Raw genomic sequence first — 21,595 nt, forward strand, 5'->3', positions numbered from 1 at the left:
TCGTTGACGATCGACCCGCAACGAATCGCGCGGTTATGCGGCGCGCTGCGGGGAATGTTTGACGTCACATTTCCGGATGCACAAGTGACGCACCGCTAAATGCGTAGATGCGCAATTTGAGCGATTTCGGGGTATCGTCGCGCCCGCCCCCGACATATAACGCGTCTCACCGCTTCAGCGCGGTTAACCCGTGCCGGCGACACGTATCGCCGGCCACCGCGGCCGTCAGTACGCGTAGCACCTCTTTCGTCATGCCGGAAGAGGCGCAACGCGCTTGCGCGCCGTACAAGGAGGCAACATGTCCAACGTGTCTGTTTGGAACCCCACGGCGGTGTCGTTCACCGTCTATTTGATATTGATGCTGGTCATCGGCTGGCTCGGTTACCGCTCCACCAACAATCTGTCCGACTACATCCTCGGCGGACGCCGCCTCGGCAGCTTCGTCACCGCACTCTCCGCCGGGGCGTCCGACATGAGCGGCTGGCTGCTGCTCGGCCTGCCCGGCGCCATCTACGTAGGCGGTCTGTCCGGCGTGTGGATCGCCATCGGTCTGGCGATCGGTGCGTGGGCCAACTGGCGTCTCGTGGCCGCACGGCTGCGTGTGCACACCGAAGTCTGCGGCAATGCGCTCACGCTGCCCGAGTATCTGACGCAACGCTTCGACGACCGTAGCCATGTGCTGCGCATCGTCACGGCGCTCGTGATTCTCATTTTCTTCACGATCTACTGCGCGTCGGGCGTCGTGGCCGGCGCCCGTCTGTTCGAGACGATGTTCGGCCTCGACTATCACACCGCGCTGTGGATCGGCGCCGTGGCCACCATCGCGTACGTTTTCATCGGCGGCTTTCTGGCGGTTAGCTGGACGGACACGGTGCAGGCGTCGCTGATGTTCGCGGCGCTGGTCGTCACGCCGATTGCCGTGATCAGCATCGACGGCGGCCCGTTTACCGCCATCGACGCCGTGACCGCCGTCCACCCGGCCCACACGGACCTGCTCGGCGACCTCGCCCCCGTCGGCGTGCTGTCGCTGCTCGCGTGGGGCCTCGGCTACTTCGGCCAGCCGCACATCCTCGTGCGCTTCATGGCCGCGCGCTCGGCCGCCGCGATTCCGAAGGCACGCCGCATCTGCATGACATGGATGGTGTTGTGCCTGACCGGTGCCGTCGCCGTGGGCTTTTTCGGACTGGCGTTCTACAGCGCACGCCCGGAACTCGGCGCCGGCGTGAACGCCAACTCGGAAACGATCTTCATCGCGCTGACGCAGCAACTCTTCACACCGTGGCTCGCGGGCGTGCTGCTCGCGGCCATCCTCGCGGCGGTGATGAGCACGTTGTCCTGCCAATTGCTGGTGTGCTCCAGCGCGCTGACGGAAGACCTGTACAAGACGTTCGCGCGCGGCCCGGTGAGTCAGCGCCGCCTCGTGTGGATCGGTCGCGCGATGGTGCTGGCCGTGGCCGTGATCGCCGTGCTGCTCGCGCTCGACCCGGAAAGCCGCGTGCTCGGCATGGTGAGCTACGCGTGGGCGGGCTTCGGCGCCGCGTTCGGTCCGTTGGTACTCGCCACGCTGCTGTGGCCGCGCGTCACGCGCAACGGCGCGCTCGCGGGCATTGTCGTGGGCGCGGCAACGGTGCTGATCTGGAAGCAGTTCGGCTGGTTCGACCTCTACGAGATCGTGCCGGGCTTCACGTTGGGCGGGCTGGCGCTGTTCGTCGTAAGCCGACTGGACCGCGCACCGAGCGCCGCCGTGCTGGCCCGCTACGCCGCCGCCGAGACCCGGTTGCAGGAAATCCGCGACGGCAAGACGTCCGACACCGATGCGGTAGACGGGTCGGGTGGCACCCAGGCCCCGGCGGCGCAACCGTCGCCATAACCCGGTAGCACCTTCTATCGGAATTTCTCCCTCTTGACCGGCGCGAGCAGCCATCCAATACTGCCGCGTCGGACGCATTTTGCGTTTGATTGCGATGAATGCCGTCCCGGGTCAACCGGCCTGGTACTGACGACGTTTCAAGAAAGGCGTGCCGCGGCGATCCCGCGGACACGCCACTCAACGACAAACACATGCAAGGAGAGGGTTGATGCAATCGAAGCTTACGGCTAGCGCCGTCGCAGTCGCGGGACTGCTTGCCGGATTGGTCGCGTCCGGCGCAGCCAATGCGCAACAGGCGCAGGAAGTGAAGCTGGGTTTTGCCGCACCGCTCACGGGCGCACAGGCCCACTACGGCAAGGACATGCAGAACGGCATCCAGCTGGCTGTCGACGAGTACAACGCCACCAAGCCGACCATCGAAGGCAAGCCGGTGAAGTTCGTGTTGCAGGCCGAAGACGATCAGGCTGACCCGCGTCAGGGTTCGCTGGTTGCGCAGAAGCTGGTCGACAACGGCATCAAGGGCATGCTCGGCCACTTCAACTCCGGCACGACGATTCCCGCCTCGCGTATCTACGCACAGGCCGGCATCCCCCAAATCGCCATGGCGACGGCACCGGAATACACCAAGCAAGGCTTCAAGACGACCTTCCGCATGATGACGTCGGACATCCAGCAGGGTTCGGTTGTCGGTACGTTCGCCGTCAAGAAGCTGGGCTTCAAGAACATCGCCATCGTCGACGACCGCACCGCGTACGGTCAGGGGCTGGCCGACGAGTTCGAGAAGGCCGCGAAGGCTGCCGGCGGCAAGATCGTGCGCCGCGAGTTCGCCAACGACAAGGCCGTGGACTTCCGCGCCATTCTGACCAACCTCAAGCGCTCCAACCCGGACGTGGTGTTCTACGGCGGCGCCGATGCGCAAGCCGGCCCGCTCGCCAAGCAAATGCGCGAACTGGGCATCAAGGCCACGCTGATGGCAGGCGAGATGGTCAAGTCGGACGCCTTCCTGAAGATCGCCGGCGACGCCTCCAACGGTTCGGTCGTCTCGCTGGCGGGTCTGCCGCTCGACAAGATGCCCGGCGGCGCCGCTTACGAGTCGCGCTACAAGGCCAAGTTCGGCGCCGGTCCGGAAACGTACTCGCCGTACGCCTATGACGGCGCGATGGCCATGATGTCGGCCATGAAGAAGGCCAACTCGACGGATCCGGCGAAGTACCTGCCGGTGCTGGCCAAGACGAGCATGCCCGGCGTCACCACGCGTGAACTGGCTTACGACCCGCAGGGTGACCTGAAGTACGGCTCGATCACGCTGTACAAGGTCGTCGACGGCAAGTGGACCGTGCTGGAAACGGTCGGTGGCAAGTAAGTCACGCCATCACGGGCTTGCGATAGCGCGTTAAGCCACGCAAGACGCACATAGGCCGGTGAGGATGACTCACCGGCCTTTTTTTCACTTCACCAGACGTCCTTGGGCAACCGCTCACGCAGTTCGGGCGGCATGGCGTCGCGCGTGAAGACGGGCTCCGCGACACCCGCCTTACGTTGACGCTGATAGTCGTGCCACGCGACCCGCGCGTACTTCATCAGCAATCCGATCGCCACGAGGTTGATGAACGCCATCAACGCGGTGCCGACATCGGCCAGACTCCATACCATCGGCAAGCTCGCGACCGAGCCCAGCATGACCGCCAGCAACACGAAAGCGCGGAAGATGTTGAGCAGCCAGGGGCGTTGCGTCATGTAGTCCATGTTCACCTCCGCATACGCGTAATTGCCGAGCACGCTGGAGTAGGCAAGGAAAAACACGGTAATGCCGGTGAAGACGACCGCCCACTCGCCGAAATGCGTGGCAAGTGCGCGCTGTGTCAGCACCGATCCTTCCGGCGCGGCGCCCGGCACGAACTGCCCCGAAAGCAGGATCATGAAAGCTGTGGCGGAGCACACCACGATCGTGTCGAAAAACACGCCGAGCATCTGCATCAACCCCTGCTGAACCGGATGCTTCGTCGTCGCCACCGCCGCCGCATTCGGCGCACTGCCCATTCCCGCCTCGTTCGAGAAGAGTCCGCGCTTGACCCCCATCAGCACCGCCTGACTGACGGCATATCCGGCGATGCCACCCGCCGCAGGTTCCAGCCCGAAAGCATGACGCCAGATCATCGCGATCATGTCCGGGATCTCGTGGATATGCACGATGCAGACGAACGCCGCAAGGCTCAGATAGGCGACGGCCATCACGGGCACGATCCATTGCGCCATTCGTGCGACACGTCGCACGCCACCGTAGATGATCGGCGCTGTGAGCAACACCAGCGAGATACCGATCCACTGACGCTCCCAGCCAAACGACGCTTCCAGCGCTTCCGCAATCGAGTGCGACTGCACGGAGTTGAGCGCAAAGCCGAATGTGTAGAGCAGTGCGATGGCGAACACGATCCCGAACTTGCGCGATCCGAGGCCGAGCTGGATGTAGTACGCCGGACCGCCCCGGAAGGTGTCGTCGCGATGCGGCACCTTGAAGATTTGCGCGAGTGTCGACTCGACGAACGCCGACGCCATACCGAGCAACGCCGTCATCCACATCCAGAAAATCGCCCCGGGACCGCCAATGGTCAGCGCGACGGCAACCCCGGCAATATTTCCGGTACCGACACGACTCGCCAGCCCTGTCGCGAAGGCCTGAAACGGCGAGATGCCGCCGGTGCTGCCCGACTTACGCAGCAGGCAAACGCTGTGCGCCAACGCGCGGAACTGTATGCCGCCGAACCGCAAAGTGAAGTACAGACCTGCGCCGAGCAACGCGATGACAAGCGGGTAACCGGACAACACCCCCCCGATGGCATCGACCATCGATTTGAGCCAACTCTCCATAGCGATCGTCTCCTGTCGTCATTTCGAACAGCCTCTGTCCCGTTGGGGAACAGGAGGCAAGGGACGGAGAATCGCAAGAATCGAGCAGATTCGACAGATAGACGCGGCACTTTGCGCTTTTTCCTATCTGCGGATCATGCCTGGACGACGAACAATAAAAAAGCCGCTCGGCATTCGCCGGGCGGCTCAAAGACAAGGCAAGGAGACATCAATACGTAGATTAGCGGGGGAATGTGACTGTCATATGACGCTCAGGCAACGCGCCGAGCAGACTCACTTGATGACGTCCTTCCTGTCCCATATCTCGCTCGGACTGCCGGCGAACATGGTGTTGATCTGACGCATGAAATCCGGACTACTGCTACCGTGGAACGTCGGAATAACCTTCACTCCCGAGTCACCGCTGCGAATCCCTTCGATAGCGCGTTGCTTCGTTTGGCCTCCGGGGTGACTGATCCAGCCGATGGAGAATTGGGAGATGTGTTTCGGCTCGTAGGCGAACACGGAAAGATTTTCCTGCCGGGTGACCAGACACAGGATCTTCCGTGACCGGTTGGCACTGGTGTTGATGAGCGCGCGCGCGTCTTTAGCGAACGAGACACCATCGAAGTAGTTGGAGAACTGGATGCGTCCGTCGCTCCAATACCTGTCCGTATAAAGGTGACCACGCCTCTCCCATTGGTCTGAGTTCTCGGGGTGGCGAGAATCCGAACAGCCAAGCGCCCCTTTGATTTCGATGAGTGCGAGGTTGTCGGCGTGTACGCGGTTCCGACCACTGCTATCGAGCCTTGACCCGTCAACCGGGATTTCGGCCAGCCAGAGCTGGTTGCCTTGACGGGCCACGTCGGTGATCTCCTCCACCAGTTTGGTCGGCACGTCCGTCACGCTCCGGGGCATGCTCGCGAGTTGCCACACCCAGGCATTGTTGCGGAACTGGCACGACAGCACTCTGCCGGACGTATCCAGACTGATCCCATTGACGCTGCAACCGCCGCCCTCGATCGCGAGGTTATCTTTGTCGAACTCGACGATGCCTCCCATCGCCTTGAGTTTTTCTGACCGGACAGAGTCCGCCAACACCTCCTCCGCAGAAACCTTCTTCGCATCGTCAATGTCGTTGCCCGCCATCTGCAACTGGCCGCTCACCATGGCCCCCTTCTCGTCAGCGGATAAAGCACCGACCGTCGCGCTTTTCGCGGTCACCGTCTGCATGGAGAGTTTCCCCGAGCCTTCGATGTCTTTCGCACCGACGATGTCGCTCTTGGATTGCAGATTCAGCGTGCCATTAAAATTTGCGTCAGCCCCAACATCCAGCGAGCCCATCCTCAGATTGCCGTTGCCCTCGATATTCCCCACTCCCGCGATGTTGTGCCTTATCGGATCGTTGGATGCGTCTTTCGCCTCCGCATCCGCAAAATTCAGATCGCCCGACATGGCGCGTGATCCGTCGCGTGAGACCGTATTGTTGAGGTCCTTGGTCTGTGAACCGCCGCGCATGGCGAGCAACCCCGCAACGCCCGCCTTCGGATTGACGATCGGCAACACGCCCTCGGCCTGATCGATGAATCGGATCTGGCCCGGGTTACCGGACGTGGACAGACCACCGTATGTCCCGATCTTGCGTGCTGCAATGCTGGACATGTTGATGTCCGCGTCGGACGAGTACGTCTGCCGTATCGGTTCGGTCAGGAATGTCAGCGTTTCGATCCGACAGGCGTCCTTCACTTCGCACACGCGGTCGACGTGAATCTCGTACTGCCCCACACCGGGCGGCGGTTTGTCCGAGACGCCCGGCAGCCGCAACGCCTGAATCAACGTTGTCGCGTTCAGGTTCTCGAGGCGGACGCTGTTATCCGGCAGCACTTTGCGCCGGAACTCGACGCCGTTGATCTGGAGCGCATCCCCTCCCTTGCCCGACAGCAACTTGTCGATTTCCCCGTGATGCTTGACCGTGAACGTCTCGACGGCATTGCCGATGGCTTTGAGCGATTCCCCGATCCGCTCTGCCCGCTCGATGCGCATCTGGCGTGCCTGCTGCACACCCCAGAACGTAATCAGCGCACCCACGACAGCCACCGCAATCGCGGCAGACACCAGGAAAATGCCGGATTGTTTCCTTCGCATTGACCACCCCCTTTGAGAACGGCCGCCGCCGCCACCATGAACACCGGTGACGACGGCGGCTGAAAAATCCCGACATTCTCTGTGAGGGCACTCCGGCAAGCTTTGGCATTTGTGCGGCGAGCGTCTTGCCATGTCACCAATTCGAAAGCCGAATCGCAAAAAACAAAAGCCGCGGGACTTTCGTCACGCGGCTTTCGTCGGTATCGACGTCAGACCATCAGCACTCGACGATATTCACCGCCAGCCCGCCACGCGCCGTTTCCTTGTACTTCGTCTTCATGTCGGCGCCGGTTTCGCGCATCGTCTTGATGACGGAATCGAGCGACACATAGTGCGCGCCGTCGCCGCGCAGCGCCATACGGGCCGCGTTCACCGCCTTGACCGACGCCATCGCGTTGCGCTCGATGCACGGAATCTGCACGAGGCCGCCGACCGGGTCGCACGTCAGACCGAGGTTGTGCTCCATGCCGATCTCGGCCGCGTTCTCAACCTGCTCGACCGTGCCGCCGAGCACCGCCGCGAGTGCGCCCGCTGCCATCGAACACGCCACGCCGACTTCCCCCTGACAGCCCACTTCCGCGCCGGAAATCGACGCATTGAGCTTGTACAGGATGCCGATGGCACCGGCGGTGAGCAGAAAGTCGATCACGCCCTGTTCGTTCGCGCCGTGGACAAACCGGTCGTAGTAATGCAGCACCGAGGGGATGATGCCCGCGGCACCGTTCGTCGGCGCGGTCACCACGCGCCCGCCTGCGGCGTTCTCTTCGTTGACGGCGATCGCGTACAGGTTCACCCAGTCCATCACCGACAGCGGGTCGGACAGCGTGCGCTCTGCGCGTTGCGTCAGTTGACGGTACAACTCCGGCGCGCGACGTCGCACGTGCAACGGCCCCGGCAGTTCGCCGTCGGCTTCGTCGTTGCCAATACCGCACCCGCGCGTCACGCACGACTGCATCACGCTCCAGATGTTGAGCAAGCCACGACGGATATCGTCTTCCGCATTCTCACCGTGATGCCAGACCAGCTCGTTTTCCCACATCAACTGCGCGATGGTCTTGCCGCTCGCGCGGCACATCTCCAGCAATTCCTTGCCCGTGCGGAACGGGTACGGCAACTGATCGTGTGCGGAGAGCACCTGCGCATTCGACGCGCCCGCCGTCACGACGAAGCCGCCGCCCACCGACAGATAGCGCCCTTCACGCAGCTTGTTGCCCGCGCCGTCGAACGCATGGAATTTCATGCCGTTCGGGTGCTCGGCCATCGCCTCACGACGGTAGAACACCATGTGTTCCTTCTCGACGAAAGGCACGTCGTGCTTGCCGAGAATCGAGAGTGCCTTTTCCTTGCGCAGCGTCGCCAGACGCGCGGCAATCGTCGACGGATCGACGGTATCGGGCGCCTCGCCCATGAAACCGAGCAGCACGCCCTTGTCGGTGCCGTGGCCCTTTCCGGTGGCCCCGAGCGAGCCGTACAACTCGGCGCGCAACGTCGCCACCTGCGGCAGCAATCCGTCGCGCTCCAATCCCTGCACGAACATCAGCGCTGCGCGCATCGGCCCCACGGTATGCGAACTCGACGGTCCGATACCGATCTTGAACAAATCGAAAACTGAAACGGCCATGACGCTTTCCTGAAGTTCTGAAACGTTTTTGTGACGCCTCGAATGCCACCAGTCTGGCGCATTCGCGTGACATCCATAGAGACAAAAAGGGGCCAGCAATGTTTCTGCCGGCCCCCGTTTGTCGAATCTTCGCGACGTCTGTTACTCGTAGTCGCTCATCGGTACGCAGGCACAGAACAGGTTCCGGTCGCCGTAGACGTTATCGGCACGTCCGACCGGCGGCCAGTACTTGCGCTCGCGCAACGCCGCCACCGGGTACGCCGCCTGGCTGCGCGCATACGCGTGCGTCCATTCGTCGGCGGTCACCACGGCGGCCGTGTGCGGTGCATGCTTGAGCGGGTTGTCTTCGCGATCGGCGCGGCCTTCTTCCACCGCACGAATTTCCTCGCGAATCGCGACCATCGCTTCGATGAAACGATCCAGTTCGTGCTTCGATTCCGACTCGGTCGGCTCGACCATCAGCGTGCCCGGCACCGGGAAGCTCATCGTCGGTGCGTGGAAACCGAAGTCCATCAGGCGCTTGGCCACGTCGTCCACCGTGATGCCGCTGGTGTCCTTGAGCGGACGCAGATCCAGAATGCACTCGTGCGCCACCAGTCCGCCCGGTCCCGAGTACAGCACCGGGTAGTGCGGCGCGAGCTTTTTGGCGAGGTAGTTGGCGTTCAGGATGGCCGTCTCGGTCGCCGCCGTCAGGCCCTGTGCGCCCATCATGGCAACGTACATCCACGAGATCGGCAGAATCGACGCCGAGCCGTACGGCGCCGCCGACACGGCACCGATGCCGTGCGCATCACGTGAGTAGCCCGTCGAACGCTGGTTCGGCAGGAATTGCGCCAGATGCGCGCCCACCGCGACCGGGCCGACGCCCGGGCCGCCACCGCCGTGCGGAATGCAGAACGTCTTGTGCAGGTTCAGGTGCGAGACGTCGCCGCCGAATTCACCCGGCGCACACAGGCCGACCATGGCATTCATGTTCGCGCCGTCGACATACACCTGACCGCCGTTGGCGTGCACGATTTCGCAAATCTGACGCGCGCCGGCTTCGAACACGCCGTGCGTGGACGGGTACGTCATCATGATCGCGGCCAGACGCTCGCGATGCTGCTCGGCCTTCGCTTGCAGGTCGGCCAGATCGACGTTGCCGTTCGCGTCGCACGCGACCACCACGACCTGCATGCCGGCCATCTGTGCCGATGCCGGGTTGGTGCCGTGTGCCGACGCCGGAATCAGGCAGATGTCGCGATGCGCTTCGCCGCGCGACGCGTGATACGCCTGAATGATGAGCAGACCCGCGTACTCGCCCTGCGAACCGGCATTCGGTTGCAGCGAGACGGCGGCGTAGCCCGTGGCGGCCACCAGCATCTGTTCGAGCTGATCGATCATCGAACGATAGCCGACGGTTTGCGTGGTCGGTGCGAACGGGTGGATCTGACCGAACTCCGGCCACGTCACCGGCAGCATTTCCGAGGTGGCGTTGAGCTTCATCGTGCACGAACCCAGCGGGATCATCGTGCGGTCGAGCGCCAGGTCCTTGTCCGACAGGCTGCGCAGGTAACGCAGCATTTCGTGCTCGGAGTGATAACGGTTGAACACCGGGTGCGTGAGGTAGGCGCTCTGACGCGTGAGCGTCAACGGGAAACCGTTCGTGACGGTGGCTTCGATGGCGTCGAAGTCCAGCGAGACTGCGCTCTTGCCCAGGCCTTCGGCGACCACTTCCCACAGCGCGATCACATCGGCGCGCGTGCTGGTTTCGTCGAGCGACAGACCCACGGTGTCGGCATCTTCGCGACGCAGATTGAAGCGACGCGCAGCGGCCACGGTGTGGACGGTGTCTGCACGACCGGCGACGGGCACCGTCAGCGTGTCGAAGAACGTCGCGTTACGCGGCGCGGCGCCCAGCGCGGTGAGACCGGCAGCCAGCACGGCCGTCAGACGATGCACACGCTCGGCGATGATGCGCAGGCCTTGCGGGCCGTGATACGCGGCGTACATGCTGGCCATGATGGCGAGCAGCGCCTGCGCGGTACAGATGTTCGACGTGGCCTTCTCGCGGCGAATGTGCTGCTCGCGCGTTTGCAGCGCGAGACGCAGCGCCGGCTTGCCTTGCGAATCGACCGACACGCCGACCAGACGGCCCGGCATCGAGCGCTTGAGCTCGTCGCGCGTGGCCAGATAGGCGGCGTGCGGGCCACCGAAGCCCATCGGCACGCCGAAGCGCTGGCTGTTACCGACGGCCACGTCCGCACCCCACTCGCCCGGCGGCGTGAGCAGCGTGAGCGAGAGCAGGTCGGCGGCAGCGATCAGCATGCCGCCCTTGGCATGGATGGCGTCGGCCAGCGCGCGATAGTCGCGCACGTCGCCGCCGACACCCGGGTATTGCACCAGCACGCCGAACGCATCGACTTCGGCCGCAGCCGCAGCCGGGCCGACCTGCACTTCGATGCCGAGCGGCCTGGCGCGCGTCTGCACCACTTCGATGGTCTGCGGCAGCACGTCATCGGCCACGAAGAACGTGTTCGACTTCGACTTGCCGGTGCGCTTGACCAGCGTCATCGCTTCGGCGGCGGCGGTCGCTTCGTCGAGCATCGACGCGTTGGCGATCGCCAGACCCGTCATGTCGATGATCATCTGCTGGTAGTTGAGCAGCGCTTCGAGGCGGCCCTGCGAGATTTCCGGCTGATACGGCGTGTAAGCCGTGTACCAGGCGGGGTTCTCGAGCACGTTGCGCAGGATCACGCCCGGCGTGAACGTGTTGTAGTAGCCCTGACCAATGAACGATTTGAAGACCTGATTCTGGTCGGCGAGCGCGCGCAGTTGCGCCAGCGCCTGCGTTTCGGTCTTCGCGGCGGCAAACTCGCCGAGCGATGCCGAGAATTGCGTACCGTCGCGACGAATCGAGGCGGGCACGACGGCGTCGATCAGCGCGGCGCGCGACGCGTAGCCAAGCTCGGAGAGCATGGCCTGTTGTTCGGGGGTATCCGGGCCGATATGGCGCGCGGAGAAGTTGTCGCGCTGCTCAAGCTCGGCAAGCGAGCGGCGCGAGGCATGCAGGTCGTTCAAAGCATTCATGGGTCAGATCTCTCGTTCGATCACGGCAAGTGACGGCGGGGCAACATCGGTAAGATCGGTAAGTCAGCGGCACCGGGGGGACCGAAGCCCTCCCGGCGTCGCGCACCGGCATCAGTTGCCGATCTTCGCCGCGTATTGCTCGGCGTTCAGCAGCTTGTCCAGTTCGGCCGCGTTCGACGGCTTCACGCGGAACAGCCAGTTGCCGTACGCATCGCCGTTGACCAGTTCCGGCGAGCCTCGCACTTCCTCGTTGATTTCGAGGATCTCGCCGCCGATCGGCGCGTGAATGTCGGCGGCCGCCTTGACCGACTCGACCACGGCGACGCCGTCATTGAACGCGACCGTGTTGCCAACCGTCGGCATCTCGACGAAAACGATGTCGCCCAGGGATTCCTGTGCGAAATCGGTAATGCCGACCGTCACGGTGCCGTCGGCTTCGAGGCGGGCCCATTCGTCGGACTTGGTGTACTTGAGGTTATCGGGGATGTTCGCCATGTTGACGCTCCGGAATTCAGTGTTTGGGGTATTCGGTTTTCGGTAATTCGTGTCGCCGCACCGTGGCGCCGATCTCAGGCCACCACGGCCTTGCCGTGACGCACGAACGGTAATTTGACCACACGTGCGGGCAATTGCTTGTCACGAATTTGCACATGCACGGTCGCACCGTCCGGCACGCCCTTGGGCAGACGGGCGAAAGCGATCGATTGCTGGAGGCTCGGGCTGAAGGTGCCGCTGGTGATTTCACCGTCGCCCGCGTCCGTCACCACGACCTGATGCGCGCGCAGCACGCCGCCCTTGCCGTCGAGCACGAGGCCCGCGAAGCGCCACGTCTGGCCGCGCGAGAGCAGCGAATCCTTGCCGACGAACGTACGCTCGCTCTCCTTCTCGACGGTCCAGGCCAGGCCGGCGTCGAGCGGCGACACGTCGTCGTCCATGTCCTGACCGTAGAGGTTCATGCCAGCTTCCAGACGCAGCGTGTCACGCGCGCCCAGACCGGCCGGACGCACGCCGACTGCAACCAGCGCCTTCCACAGCGCCGCCACGTGGTCGGCATTCACGATGACTTCGAAGCCGTCTTCCCCCGTGTAACCGGTGCGCGCGATCATCAGCTCACCGAAGGCGGTGTCTTTGGCGAACGCGGCGTTGAACGGCTTGAGGGCTTCGCTCGCGGCCTGGCTGCCCGGCACGGCCTGCCAGACTTTGGCGCGGGCGTTCGGCCCCTGCACGGCCACGATCGACAGATCGCGGCGCGGGGTGATCGTCAGGCTGTAGTCGCCGTGCGCGTTGAGCTGACCGATCCACGCGAGATCCTTGTCGGCCGTACCGGCGTTCACGACGATGCGGAACCAGTCTTCGGCGATGTAATAGATGATGAGGTCGTCGATCACGCCGCCGCTCGGGTTGAGCATGCAGGTGTAGAGCGCCTTGCCCGGGGTTTGCAGCTTGTCGACGTTGTTGGCCACGGCGAAGCGCAGGAATTCGCGGCAGCTCGGGCCGTGCAGGTCGACCACGCACATGTGCGAGACGTCGAACATGCCGGCGTCGGTGCGAACGGCGTTGTGCTCTTCGATCTGGGAGCCGTAGTTCACGGGCATGTCCCAGCCGCCGAAATCGACCATGCGGGCGCCGGCAGCGCGGTGCGTATCGTTAAGCGGGGTACGTTTGAGTTCGGTCATCGGGGCATCTGGCCGTCAGGCATCAAGGTTCATGAATTCCGGAAGATGTCGCCCCGCGAACCGCGAAAGCCACGCGCGACGCACCGTCCGAAAATGCAAAAAGGGGTCATCTCGACGACCGGCACTTGGCGCAGACAACTCATACGGCGCGTGCTGATGCACTTGCCCTGCGCAATGCCAGTTGGCGAGATGACCCCTCTGTCCTTGGTACCTGAGAGATTGCCCGGTACGTACTGACCGGCCCCTTCGGTGGGTTGCCCGCGTGTCTCGCACACGGCAACCGCTCTCCAGAGATCGAAGGCGATGCCCTCGGCGCGGCCGGTCCTTGATGCCTGAGAGTTTATGGGTATTACCCCTTCGGCGGCGCCGGCATGTGCTTCCCGGCGCGCTCTCCCGACCACGCTCGCGCACTTTACGGGGAAAGCCAAAGGCTGTCAATTTGCCGTAAATACGGCCCGGTTTTCCATACCTTTGGCGTCATGCCGTCAGCGCGATTCGCCGGGATTCGTACCCGCCGGGCAACCGTCCTTGCCCCAACGCCCGTTGCACACGGCCCAGATGCAGCGCTGCTTCGGTATCACCTCGAACCAGCGATAGCGTTCGCATTGCGCGAGCGCTGCCGCGATCGTGGTGACGGCGGACGGCGCGGAGGCGACCGGCGCAGACGTTGGCGGCGGCACCTCGGCCGCCGCGATCGGGCCGATGTCGCCGCCGTCGTAATGCGCGGGCAGATCGGCATTCGCGGTGGGGCGTGCGGTGGTGTCGGTGCCTTCGCGCCGGCTGAGCAATTGCATCATTTCGTCGGGCGCCGGTTTCGTCGCGGGCGGCGCAGACAGCGTGGTCGCGGCAGCGGTCAGGGCAGCCGTGGCGGCAGATGCCGAGAGCGGCGGCGGACTGACCGCGCTGGCCGTGGCAGCCACCTCGGCGGCCGCGTCGGAAGCGGCGGCGTCCACGGCGGCGAGCGCCTGTGCACGCGCGGTCGCGGCGGATGACTGACTGGTCTGATTGGACGGGCCGCCCTGCTGCGGCGTCACGACCGGCGCGTCGTTACCGGAATTGAAGGGTGTGACGGCGAGCCCGCCGGGCGGTTTGGGTACAGGGTCGACGTAGGGGGCGCGCAGATTCCACCAGATCCCGAGCAGGGCGATGGCCGCGAAGATGGCCGTCCCGATGACGAGTGCGCTATTGAGCCAGCCGGGCTCTTCGTTCGCCTTGTTCGTCTTGCCGCTGCGATGCCTCGCGCGCCTGGCAGCAGGCGACGCCGACGACGAGGTGTCGGCCGCTCCATCGTCGGCACCGGGCGACGGCGCACCCAGCGAATCGATCACGCCGATGGCCCCGACCGCGCCAGCAGTGCCGGCCGCGGCGCCGGTGACGCCGGCCGCCGCAGCGGCACCCAGACCGTCATCCCGAAAGCCGGGTTCGGCGTCCATGAGTGTTGCGCCGCACTTCACACAGTGCAGCGCGCGCGTCGCATTGTTCGTCCCGCAGGTTGGGCATTGCACGGCGACCTCACCACGATGGCAACGTTATTCATTATAGGCACCCGGTCGGCGTCGACGCCAGCACGTCCCATGACGTCGGCGGCCGCCCGTCGCGTCGGCCCCACAGTCGACACCACACAGATGACACACGCTGGCAACGCCCTCGGCGTGTCACGGCGGCGTGCCACCTGCGTGATAGACTTGCCCACCACCCGGCGCATGCCCGTCAGTCGCCCGTGAGCCCTTGCCCCCGAGCACATGAGCCGCTTCCCATGAAGCGGCTGGACGTTCGGAAGACGTCGAGGTCGCGGGTCCCCATCAGGCATGCCGCACGCGGCCATCGCTTTCGTTGTCACTCCTCGTTCCCATCGCGTCACACCATGTCGTCCTTTCCGCTCAACCCTGCCCAGAACGAAGCCACGCATTATTTCGACGGCCCCTGCCTCGTGCTGGCCGGCGCGGGCAGCGGCAAGACACGTGTGATTACGCAAAAGATCGCGTGGCTCATCGAAGCGAAGGGTTTCGAGCCGAAGCACATCGCCGCCGTGACCTTCACGAACAAGGCCGCCGCCGAAATGCGCGAGCGTGTGGCCAAGCAGCTCGAAGGCAAGACACTCACCACGCCGGGTAAAGAGGGCCGCAAGGTTCCCGTCAATCAGCTCACCATCTGTACGTTCCACTCGCTGGGCGTGCAGATTCTGCGACGCGAAGCCGAGAACGTCGGACTGAAGCCGCAGTTCTCGATTCTCGACGCCGACGACTGCTTCGGCCTGATTCAGGAGCAGCTCGGCACCACCGACAAGGCGATGATTCGCGGCGTGCAGACGGCGATCTCGCTCTGGAAGAACGGCCTCGTCACCCCGGAAGTCGCGCTGGCCGCTGCCGAGACGGCCGACGAGCATCAGGCCGCCCTCGTCTATCGCAACTACATGGCGACGTTGCAGGCGTATCAGGCGGTCGATTTCGACGATCTGATCCGGCTGCCCGCCGAGCTGTTCGAGCGCGACGAGGAAGTGCGCGATCGCTGGCAGAACAAGCTGCGCTACCTGCTGATCGACGAGTACCAGGACACCAACACCTGCCAGTATCTGCTGCTCAAACTGCTTGCCGGGCCGCGTGCCGCGTTCACCGCCGTGGGCGACGACGATCAGGCGATCTACGGCTGGCGCGGCGCCACGCTGGAAAACCTCAAGCAGTTGCAGGTCGACTTCCCGACACTCAAAGTCATCAAGCTCGAACAGAACTACCGTTCGACGTCGCGCATTCTGACGGCGGCGAACAATGTGATTGCGAAGAATCCGAAAATCTTCGAGAAGAAGCTCTGGAGCGAACACGGTCTCGGCGATCCGATCACCGTCACCGCAATGAACGACGAAGAGCACGAAGCCGAGTCGGTCGTCTTTCGTCTGTCCGCTCACAAGTTCGAGCGACGCGCCGAGTTTCGCGATTACGCGATCCTCTATCGCGGCAACCATCAGGCGCGCATCTTCGAGCAGGTGCTGCGGCGCGAGCGCATTCCCTATGTGCTCTCCGGCGGTCAGTCGTTCTTCGACAAGGCCGAAATCAAGGACTTGTGCGCGTATCTGCGCCTGCTCGCCAATCCGGACGACGACCCGGCCTTCATCCGCGCCGTGACGACACCGAGACGCGGTGTGGGCAGCACCACGCTCGAAGTGCTCGGCAGCTTCGCGGGGCAGGCCAAGGTGTCGCTGTTCGAAGCCGTCTATATGGGGGCGGTCGAAGCGCGTTTGCAACCGCGTCAGCTCGACCCGCTGCGTGCATTCTGCGACTTCATCCAGCGCATTGCGGCGCGGGCGGCGCGCGACCCGGCCAACGAGGTCATCGACGACCTGATGGAAGGCATTCACTACGAGGCGTATCTGTACGACACGTTCGACGAGCGTCAGGCGCAGTCGCGCTGGACCACCGTGCTCGAATTCCTCGAATGGATGAAGCGCAAGGGCACCCGCAGCGAGACGTCGGCCACCGCCGAAGGGCTCGATTCGCTCGACGCGGACGAGGCGGACGACGACGCCAAGAGTCTGATGGAACTCACGCAGACCATCGCGTTGATGTCGATGCTCGAAGGGCGCGACGGCGACGATCCCGACGCCGTGCGTCTGTCGACACTGCATGCATCGAAGGGACTGGAATACCCGCACGTGTTTCTCGTCGGCGTGGAGGAAGGTATCCTGCCGCACCTTCGTGAGGACGAGGAAGTCACCGCCGAGAAGATCGAGGAAGAACGTCGGCTGATGTATGTCGGCATCACGCGCGCGCAACGCACGCTGCAACTGTCGTGGTGCAAGAAGCGTAAGCGTGCCCGCGAGACGTACTCCTGCGAAGTGTCGCGCTTCGTGCCAGAGATGCAACTCGACGAAGCGCCGCCCCCGCCGCCCGAAGACGCCCCGATGTCGCCCAAGGACCGTCTCGCCAGTCTGAAGGCGATGCTCGCCGGCGGCGCGAACAAGACACCGTCGTCGTCCGGCGCCTGAGTCTCCGAGCGCCCGGCGCCCGCCTCTGCGCACAAACGAATAGCCCCCGCGTACGGGGGCTGGTCTGAGGAACGGCGACGTCCTTACCGGGGCTGTCGGCGGCAGCAGGCGCGCCGTGAAGCCAATGCTGGCTTGCTGCTGGAAACGCTACTTGCCACTACCCGAAGACGTCTGGTCACACGCGGTGGCCGGGCTCGACGCCACGACAACGCCCGCAAGACCGGTCAAACAAAGCAGGACTGCCACCATCAGTTTTCGCATAGGCTCGCCTCCTCTCGTCGGATGAAATCAGTTGAAGTTTCACTATAGGAGCGCATCCTTTCGAAGACAAAGATATCTTGACCATCGACGCAGCGCGGGTGATAGTCGGTAAAAAACGGGCGAAACATAACGCAAATCGCGTTGATTTCGGCCCAATGCCCACACCTTCCTGCCGCGTCCGGCCATCCGATGCCCGACGCTCACCGCGGCGACGCGTGTGCGGCACCGATCCCCAAGTTTTGTGGAGCGTGGTGCGTGAGACTGCATATCCTGTCCGACCTGCATTTGTCCGTGGCGCCGCTGGCCATTCCCGACGTCGAAGCCGATGTGACGATTCTTGCCGGCGACATCAGCCGTCCGGCGCAAGCGATCGAATGGGCGAAGCAATTGCCGCGGCCCGTCATCTACGTTCCCGGCAATCACGAGTTCTACGGCGCGACGCTCGCCGGCACGCTGACCGAATTGCGACGTCTGACGGTGGGAAGCAACGTCCATCTGCTTGAGCGCAGTGCGTTGACGTTGGGCGGCGTGCGCTTCGTGGGGACGACGTTGTGGTCCGATTTCGCGCTGTACGACGCCGAGGGCAAGCATGACGCCGTGATCGAGGAGTCGCAGAAGTTCGTGCGCGACTTCACGCGGATTCGCATCGGCGACCCGGCCGCGCCGTGGTCCGATCTGCCCTTCTTCACGCCGGACGATTGCGCGGCGCTGTGTCGCGAGAACGTCGCCTGGCTCACCCGAACGCTGGCCACGCCGCACGACGGCCCGACGGTGGTCGTCACCCATCACGCGCCGACACCCCAGAGCATTCATCCGCGCTTTGCGGGATCGCTCGTGAATCCGGCATTCATTTCGGATTTGACCTCGCTCATCGACCAGTCCGATGCCGCGCTATGGGTGCACGGCCATACGCATGATTCGTTCGATTATCGCGTTGGGCACACCCGGGTGCTGTGCAATCCGCGTGGCTATTGCTTCGAGGGACGTGTGGAGAATCCGGCGTTCGATCCGCAGATGATCGTGCGCGTCTGAGTGTTCGTCTGAGTGTTCGTATGAGACACGCATTGCGCGCCCGGACGGTGGCCCGGACAGGCCACGGCCCCGGCTGTCGGTCTGGCCGTCGAACGTTAGGTACGCCGAAAACGTGAGTCGGCGTCGAAACGAAAATCCCCGCCGAAGCGGGGATTTTTTATTGCGGGATCGGCGACGGCAGGCGCGGCGCTTACTTCGCGGCGCTCACCATGTAGTCGACGGCAGCCTTGACGTCGTCATCCGACGCACCTGCCGCACCACCCTTGGGCGGCATGGCGTTCAGGCCCTTGATGGCCGCGTTGTGCAGCGTCTCGATACCGGTGGCGATGCGCGGCGCCCAGGCGGCCTTGTCGCCGAACTTCGGCGCGTTCATCACGCCGCTGGCGTGACAGGCCATACAGACGGTGTCGTAGAGCTTCTTGCCGGCGTCGAGATTGCCACCGGCGCTGGCCGCTGCGGGCGCCGCCGTCTTGAGCGACGCCATGGCGGCGGCGGCCGCAGCCGCACTACCGGCGTCCGCGCCCGAAGCCGCGGCCGGCGCCCCCGAGGCGGGCGCGGCAGCGCCAGGCGTCGGTTGGGCCGGCTGCGCCGGTTCCGGCAGCTTGCCGCCCGAGGCGTTCGCCATATAGACGATGGCGCGGCCGATCTCGTAGTCCGTCACGTCGTCCGGGCTGGTGCCCCCGCGCGCGGGCATGGCGCCTTTGCCGGCCAGCGCGATCTTGAGCATTTCGTCGTAACCGGGCTTGATGCGAGGCGCCCAGTCTTCGGTAGAGCCGACTTTGGGCGCGCCTGCGGCCCCGGAGGCGTGGCAGGCCGCGCAAACCGCTTTATAGAGTTGTTCCCCGGTCTGGTAGACGCGCGGTGCGTTGGCATCCTTGATCTCGACGTGGGCCACGGGCGCGATGCGCTCGGCGATGGCTTTTTCGGTCATGGCGGAACTGCCGGCACCGGTCAGGGCGTTGTTGCCCACGTAATTGACCAGCAAGACGATGATGACGATGGGAACGAGAAAACCGGCAATGATGGCGGCGATGAGCTGCTTGGGTGTTTTGATCAGGGACTCGTGCTCGTTATGTGCTTCACTCATGCGGGATCTCTCAATAGTTTTTGTGGAAACCGAGTGCATCACACCGGATAGCTCGCATGGGAAGCTGGCACCATCCAGTCAAAATAACGAACCATTGTAGCAACAAACCCTCGGCCGATGACATGCCAAGGCGGTGCGCAGACGCCGCAAAAGTCCCGTATTTTCCCTAACTTACGCGAAAGCCAAAGCGGTGTTCCGCGTGCTTTCTGCGCAAAATGCGGCCGCGTTGCATGCACAGCAAAACCGCGCCCGACGGGCTTCCGATAGAGAATTGCCGCATTGTGGGGCATGGGAATGCACGGGGCATGGACGTCACGCGGCAAAACCGCTATGCTTCTACCTCTTTGCCTGCCGGTACGCGCGCTCGCGCATTCCCACCGGTGGTCAGCTTAGCGCCCGTAGCTCAGGGGATAGAGTATCGGCCTCCGAAGCCGAGGGTCACTGGTTCGATTCCAGTCGGGCGCGCCAATCTGCATCATACGTTCCCCCTCACCGGTTCCCCCCAACCTTGTCGGCCATTGGGCGAATTTCGAAGGCTGTCGACGCCCGTGCGTGCCACGATCTGGCATCCGGTCGATGGCCCGGGGGGCGATCCCGATCGTCATGATGCTTCGACGACAACGTGTAGCGCGCCATCCGCTTCCGACCCATGTGGCGCATGGATATCCGTTCGAACCTCCTGAATTTCTCCCCGGGCGTCTTGTCAGCACCGGCCGACGGCCGGGTCTCGCAACCCATTGCCCCCGCATCCGACACTGTCACGCGCGCCGCCCCCCAGGAGATGGCCCTGGACCTGCGCGTCGTGCGCCCCCTGCCTTCCTCTGCCGCCCTGGAAAGCCCGTTCCCCGGCACCACATCTCAAGCCTCCCCCTTCCTGCCTCAGTCCGCACCTGACGTCGCCGTCCGGCCGATTGCCCTCGTGGCGCCGTCGATCAGCGCCGCCGTACCTTTTGCGCTAGTGAACGTCGGTCCCTTACAAAAAGCCCACGAGGGCGAGGTCTTCCTGACGATGATCGAAGCGACTGCGCCGGTCGCCACAACGCCCGGTGTGGATCGCCGCCCCGGTGAAGCGAGAATCCGATGGGCACAACGTCTTCTGACGACGTCGCCTCATCTCGGGATCGACGGCATCGCCTGCCTGGTGGGTATGCCGTCACGCGACATCAAGCGTGAATTTGCGCGTCAGCAGCTCACCCCTGAATTGACCCGCATCCTGCTGGCGTTTCCGCCACGATCGCGCGAGTCCTACCAACAATTCTCCGATCGCCTGGGTAAGGCGTACCCCGACCTCCGGAACGAAGAAATCGAATGGCTCGCGATGGCACGAACCCCCAATCCGAAGCGAGTGGACCATGCTGCGTTATCGGACGACCTGCAACGTGTCGCCCAGGCTGTCCCGAAGTTACCCAACGAAGCAGTGCTGCATTACGCACGTCGTTTGCATCGGTACGACGGCAAGCTCACCCTGGGACAAATCGCACAACTCTCGGGGGCAACCGCCTCGAACATGCGCGCCGCCCCCATGTTCTACGAATTGACGCCCCGACAGAAACAGGTGCGCGCGCAATTGCCACGATGGCCCCACGAAGACAACACCAAATATGCCCGGCGCGTTCATGCCAGCTTCCCTGAGTTCACGGTAGAAGACCTCGCCATCGTCTCCGGTGTCAATCAAACGAATGTGGCCCGATATGTGCTCCGGGAGGAGCCCAGGCTGACGATGCGTCGGGAGGACGACGAACCGGCGTTGAACGCCGCGCTTCGACAAGCGCCGCCGCCCAATCCTCCTGCGGGCAGCCCCATGGACGAATCTCAAACGACATGAACGTACGCGTATCGCACGACCGAATGCCGGCCGGTAGTTCGGTGTGCGCGATCCATTGACGATCATTGACGATGACGCGCGGCGCACGCTGCGCCGTGCCGGAGCAAGCCTATGTTTCCCTTACCGCCCCCCGCCCATACGGGCGTGCTGTGGTGCCCCAGCGACCCGGTGGCCGACGCGAGA

At 64.0% G+C, this 21,595-nt stretch carries 13 protein-coding genes, 1 tRNA gene and 2 riboswitches; of the genes, 6 read left to right on the plus strand and 8 right to left on the minus strand.

Going from position 1 to position 21,595, the window contains the following annotated elements; translation table 11 throughout:
- Positions 1-298: 298 nt before the first annotated feature.
- Both putP and C5N93_RS18640 read left to right on the plus strand, forming a co-directional pair.
- A complete protein-coding gene (gene putP / locus C5N93_RS18635) occupies positions 299-1,870 on the plus strand; it encodes a sodium/proline symporter PutP (protein WP_242560465.1) in 1,572 nt (523 codons plus the stop codon).
- A 208-nt stretch (positions 1,871-2,078) separates the two neighbouring features.
- Positions 2,079-3,233, plus strand: coding sequence for a branched-chain amino acid ABC transporter substrate-binding protein (locus tag C5N93_RS18640; RefSeq protein ID WP_242560466.1), 1,155 nt, complete (start codon positions 2,079-2,081; stop codon positions 3,231-3,233).
- 89 nt (positions 3,234-3,322) lie between these two features.
- On the opposite strand, the gene C5N93_RS18645 is transcribed toward C5N93_RS18640, so the two are convergent.
- The 7 genes from C5N93_RS18645 to C5N93_RS18675 form a co-directional block, all read right to left on the minus strand.
- The gene (locus C5N93_RS18645) at positions 3,323-4,738 is read right to left on the minus strand and encodes a sodium:alanine symporter family protein (protein ID WP_150722791.1); all 1,416 of its coding nucleotides are present in this window, start codon (positions 4,736-4,738) and stop codon (positions 3,323-3,325) included.
- Positions 4,739-5,011: 273 nt separating this feature from the next.
- On the minus strand, positions 5,012-6,862 hold the full coding sequence (locus C5N93_RS18650; protein ID WP_242560467.1) for a hypothetical protein: 1,851 nt from the start codon (positions 6,860-6,862) through the stop codon (positions 5,012-5,014).
- Positions 6,863-7,079: 217 nt separating this feature from the next.
- Positions 7,080-8,483, minus strand: a complete 1,404-nt coding sequence (locus C5N93_RS18655; RefSeq protein ID WP_242560468.1) for an L-serine ammonia-lyase — start codon at positions 8,481-8,483, stop codon at positions 7,080-7,082.
- A gap of 141 nt (positions 8,484-8,624) precedes the next feature.
- Entirely contained in the window at positions 8,625-11,552 is a 2,928-nt protein-coding gene (gcvP, locus tag C5N93_RS18660) for an aminomethyl-transferring glycine dehydrogenase (RefSeq protein WP_242560469.1), read from the minus strand.
- 111 nt (positions 11,553-11,663) lie between these two features.
- Entirely contained in the window at positions 11,664-12,047 is a 384-nt protein-coding gene (gene gcvH, locus C5N93_RS18665) for a glycine cleavage system protein GcvH (RefSeq protein WP_242560470.1), read from the minus strand.
- A 74-nt stretch (positions 12,048-12,121) separates the two neighbouring features.
- Positions 12,122-13,228, minus strand: coding sequence for a glycine cleavage system aminomethyltransferase GcvT (gcvT, locus tag C5N93_RS18670; protein ID WP_150722796.1), 1,107 nt, complete (start codon positions 13,226-13,228; stop codon positions 12,122-12,124).
- A 188-nt stretch (positions 13,229-13,416) separates the two neighbouring features.
- A riboswitch (glycine riboswitch) is annotated at positions 13,417-13,529 on the minus strand.
- An 8-nt stretch (positions 13,530-13,537) separates the two neighbouring features.
- A riboswitch (glycine riboswitch) is annotated at positions 13,538-13,634 on the minus strand.
- Positions 13,635-13,713: 79 nt separating this feature from the next.
- On the minus strand, positions 13,714-14,661 hold the full coding sequence (locus C5N93_RS18675; protein WP_242560471.1) for a hypothetical protein: 948 nt from the start codon (positions 14,659-14,661) through the stop codon (positions 13,714-13,716).
- A gap of 431 nt (positions 14,662-15,092) precedes the next feature.
- Here C5N93_RS18675 and C5N93_RS18680 point away from each other — a divergent pair, with 431 nt between their 5' ends.
- Together C5N93_RS18680 and C5N93_RS18685 are read left to right on the plus strand one after the other, a co-directional pair.
- Positions 15,093-17,207 carry a UvrD-helicase domain-containing protein gene (locus C5N93_RS18680; protein WP_242560472.1) on the plus strand — a complete coding sequence of 705 codons (2,115 nt, stop codon included), beginning with the start codon at positions 15,093-15,095 and terminating at the stop codon, positions 17,205-17,207.
- Positions 17,208-17,723: 516 nt separating this feature from the next.
- Positions 17,724-18,500 carry a metallophosphoesterase gene (locus C5N93_RS18685; protein ID WP_242560473.1) on the plus strand — a complete coding sequence of 259 codons (777 nt, stop codon included), beginning with the start codon at positions 17,724-17,726 and terminating at the stop codon, positions 18,498-18,500.
- A 190-nt stretch (positions 18,501-18,690) separates the two neighbouring features.
- On the opposite strand, the gene C5N93_RS18690 is transcribed toward C5N93_RS18685, so the two are convergent.
- On the minus strand, positions 18,691-19,587 hold the full coding sequence (locus C5N93_RS18690) for a c-type cytochrome (RefSeq protein ID WP_069344525.1): 897 nt from the start codon (positions 19,585-19,587) through the stop codon (positions 18,691-18,693).
- 392 nt (positions 19,588-19,979) lie between these two features.
- Between C5N93_RS18690 and C5N93_RS18695 the strand changes: the two genes are divergently transcribed.
- A tRNA-Arg gene (locus C5N93_RS18695) sits at positions 19,980-20,055 on the plus strand.
- A 190-nt stretch (positions 20,056-20,245) separates the two neighbouring features.
- Positions 20,246-21,412 (plus strand): hypothetical protein, encoded by a 1,167-nt coding sequence (locus C5N93_RS18700; RefSeq protein ID WP_242560474.1) that lies wholly within the window; start codon positions 20,246-20,248, stop codon positions 21,410-21,412.
- Positions 21,413-21,595 lie beyond the last annotated feature (183 nt).

Origin of the sequence: Pandoraea sp. LA3, assembly GCF_022696215.1 — a bacterium.
Taxonomy (GTDB): Bacteria; Pseudomonadota; Gammaproteobacteria; order Burkholderiales; family Burkholderiaceae; genus Pandoraea; species Pandoraea capi.

Bases quoted from the DNA above. Each gene is read 5' to 3' on its own strand.
- C5N93_RS18680 (WP_242560472.1), top strand. From the start codon at position 15,093: ATGTCGTCCTTTCCGCTCAACCCTGCCCAGAACGAAGCCACGCATTAT.
- C5N93_RS18645 (WP_150722791.1), bottom strand. From the start codon at position 4,738: ATGGAGAGTTGGCTCAAATCGATGGTCGATGCCATCGGGGGGGTGTTG.
- C5N93_RS18690 (WP_069344525.1), bottom strand. From the start codon at position 19,587: ATGAGTGAAGCACATAACGAGCACGAGTCCCTGATCAAAACACCCAAG.
- C5N93_RS18655 (WP_242560468.1), bottom strand. From the start codon at position 8,483: ATGGCCGTTTCAGTTTTCGATTTGTTCAAGATCGGTATCGGACCGTCG.
- C5N93_RS18700 (WP_242560474.1), top strand. From the start codon at position 20,246: ATGGATATCCGTTCGAACCTCCTGAATTTCTCCCCGGGCGTCTTGTCA.
- C5N93_RS18640 (WP_242560466.1), top strand. From the start codon at position 2,079: ATGCAATCGAAGCTTACGGCTAGCGCCGTCGCAGTCGCGGGACTGCTT.
- putP (WP_242560465.1), top strand. From the start codon at position 299: ATGTCCAACGTGTCTGTTTGGAACCCCACGGCGGTGTCGTTCACCGTC.
- C5N93_RS18675 (WP_242560471.1), bottom strand. From the start codon at position 14,661: ATGGACGCCGAACCCGGCTTTCGGGATGACGGTCTGGGTGCCGCTGCG.
- gcvT (WP_150722796.1), bottom strand. From the start codon at position 13,228: ATGACCGAACTCAAACGTACCCCGCTTAACGATACGCACCGCGCTGCC.
- gcvP (WP_242560469.1), bottom strand. From the start codon at position 11,552: ATGAATGCTTTGAACGACCTGCATGCCTCGCGCCGCTCGCTTGCCGAG.
- gcvH (WP_242560470.1), bottom strand. From the start codon at position 12,047: ATGGCGAACATCCCCGATAACCTCAAGTACACCAAGTCCGACGAATGG.
- C5N93_RS18650 (WP_242560467.1), bottom strand. From the start codon at position 6,862: ATGCGAAGGAAACAATCCGGCATTTTCCTGGTGTCTGCCGCGATTGCG.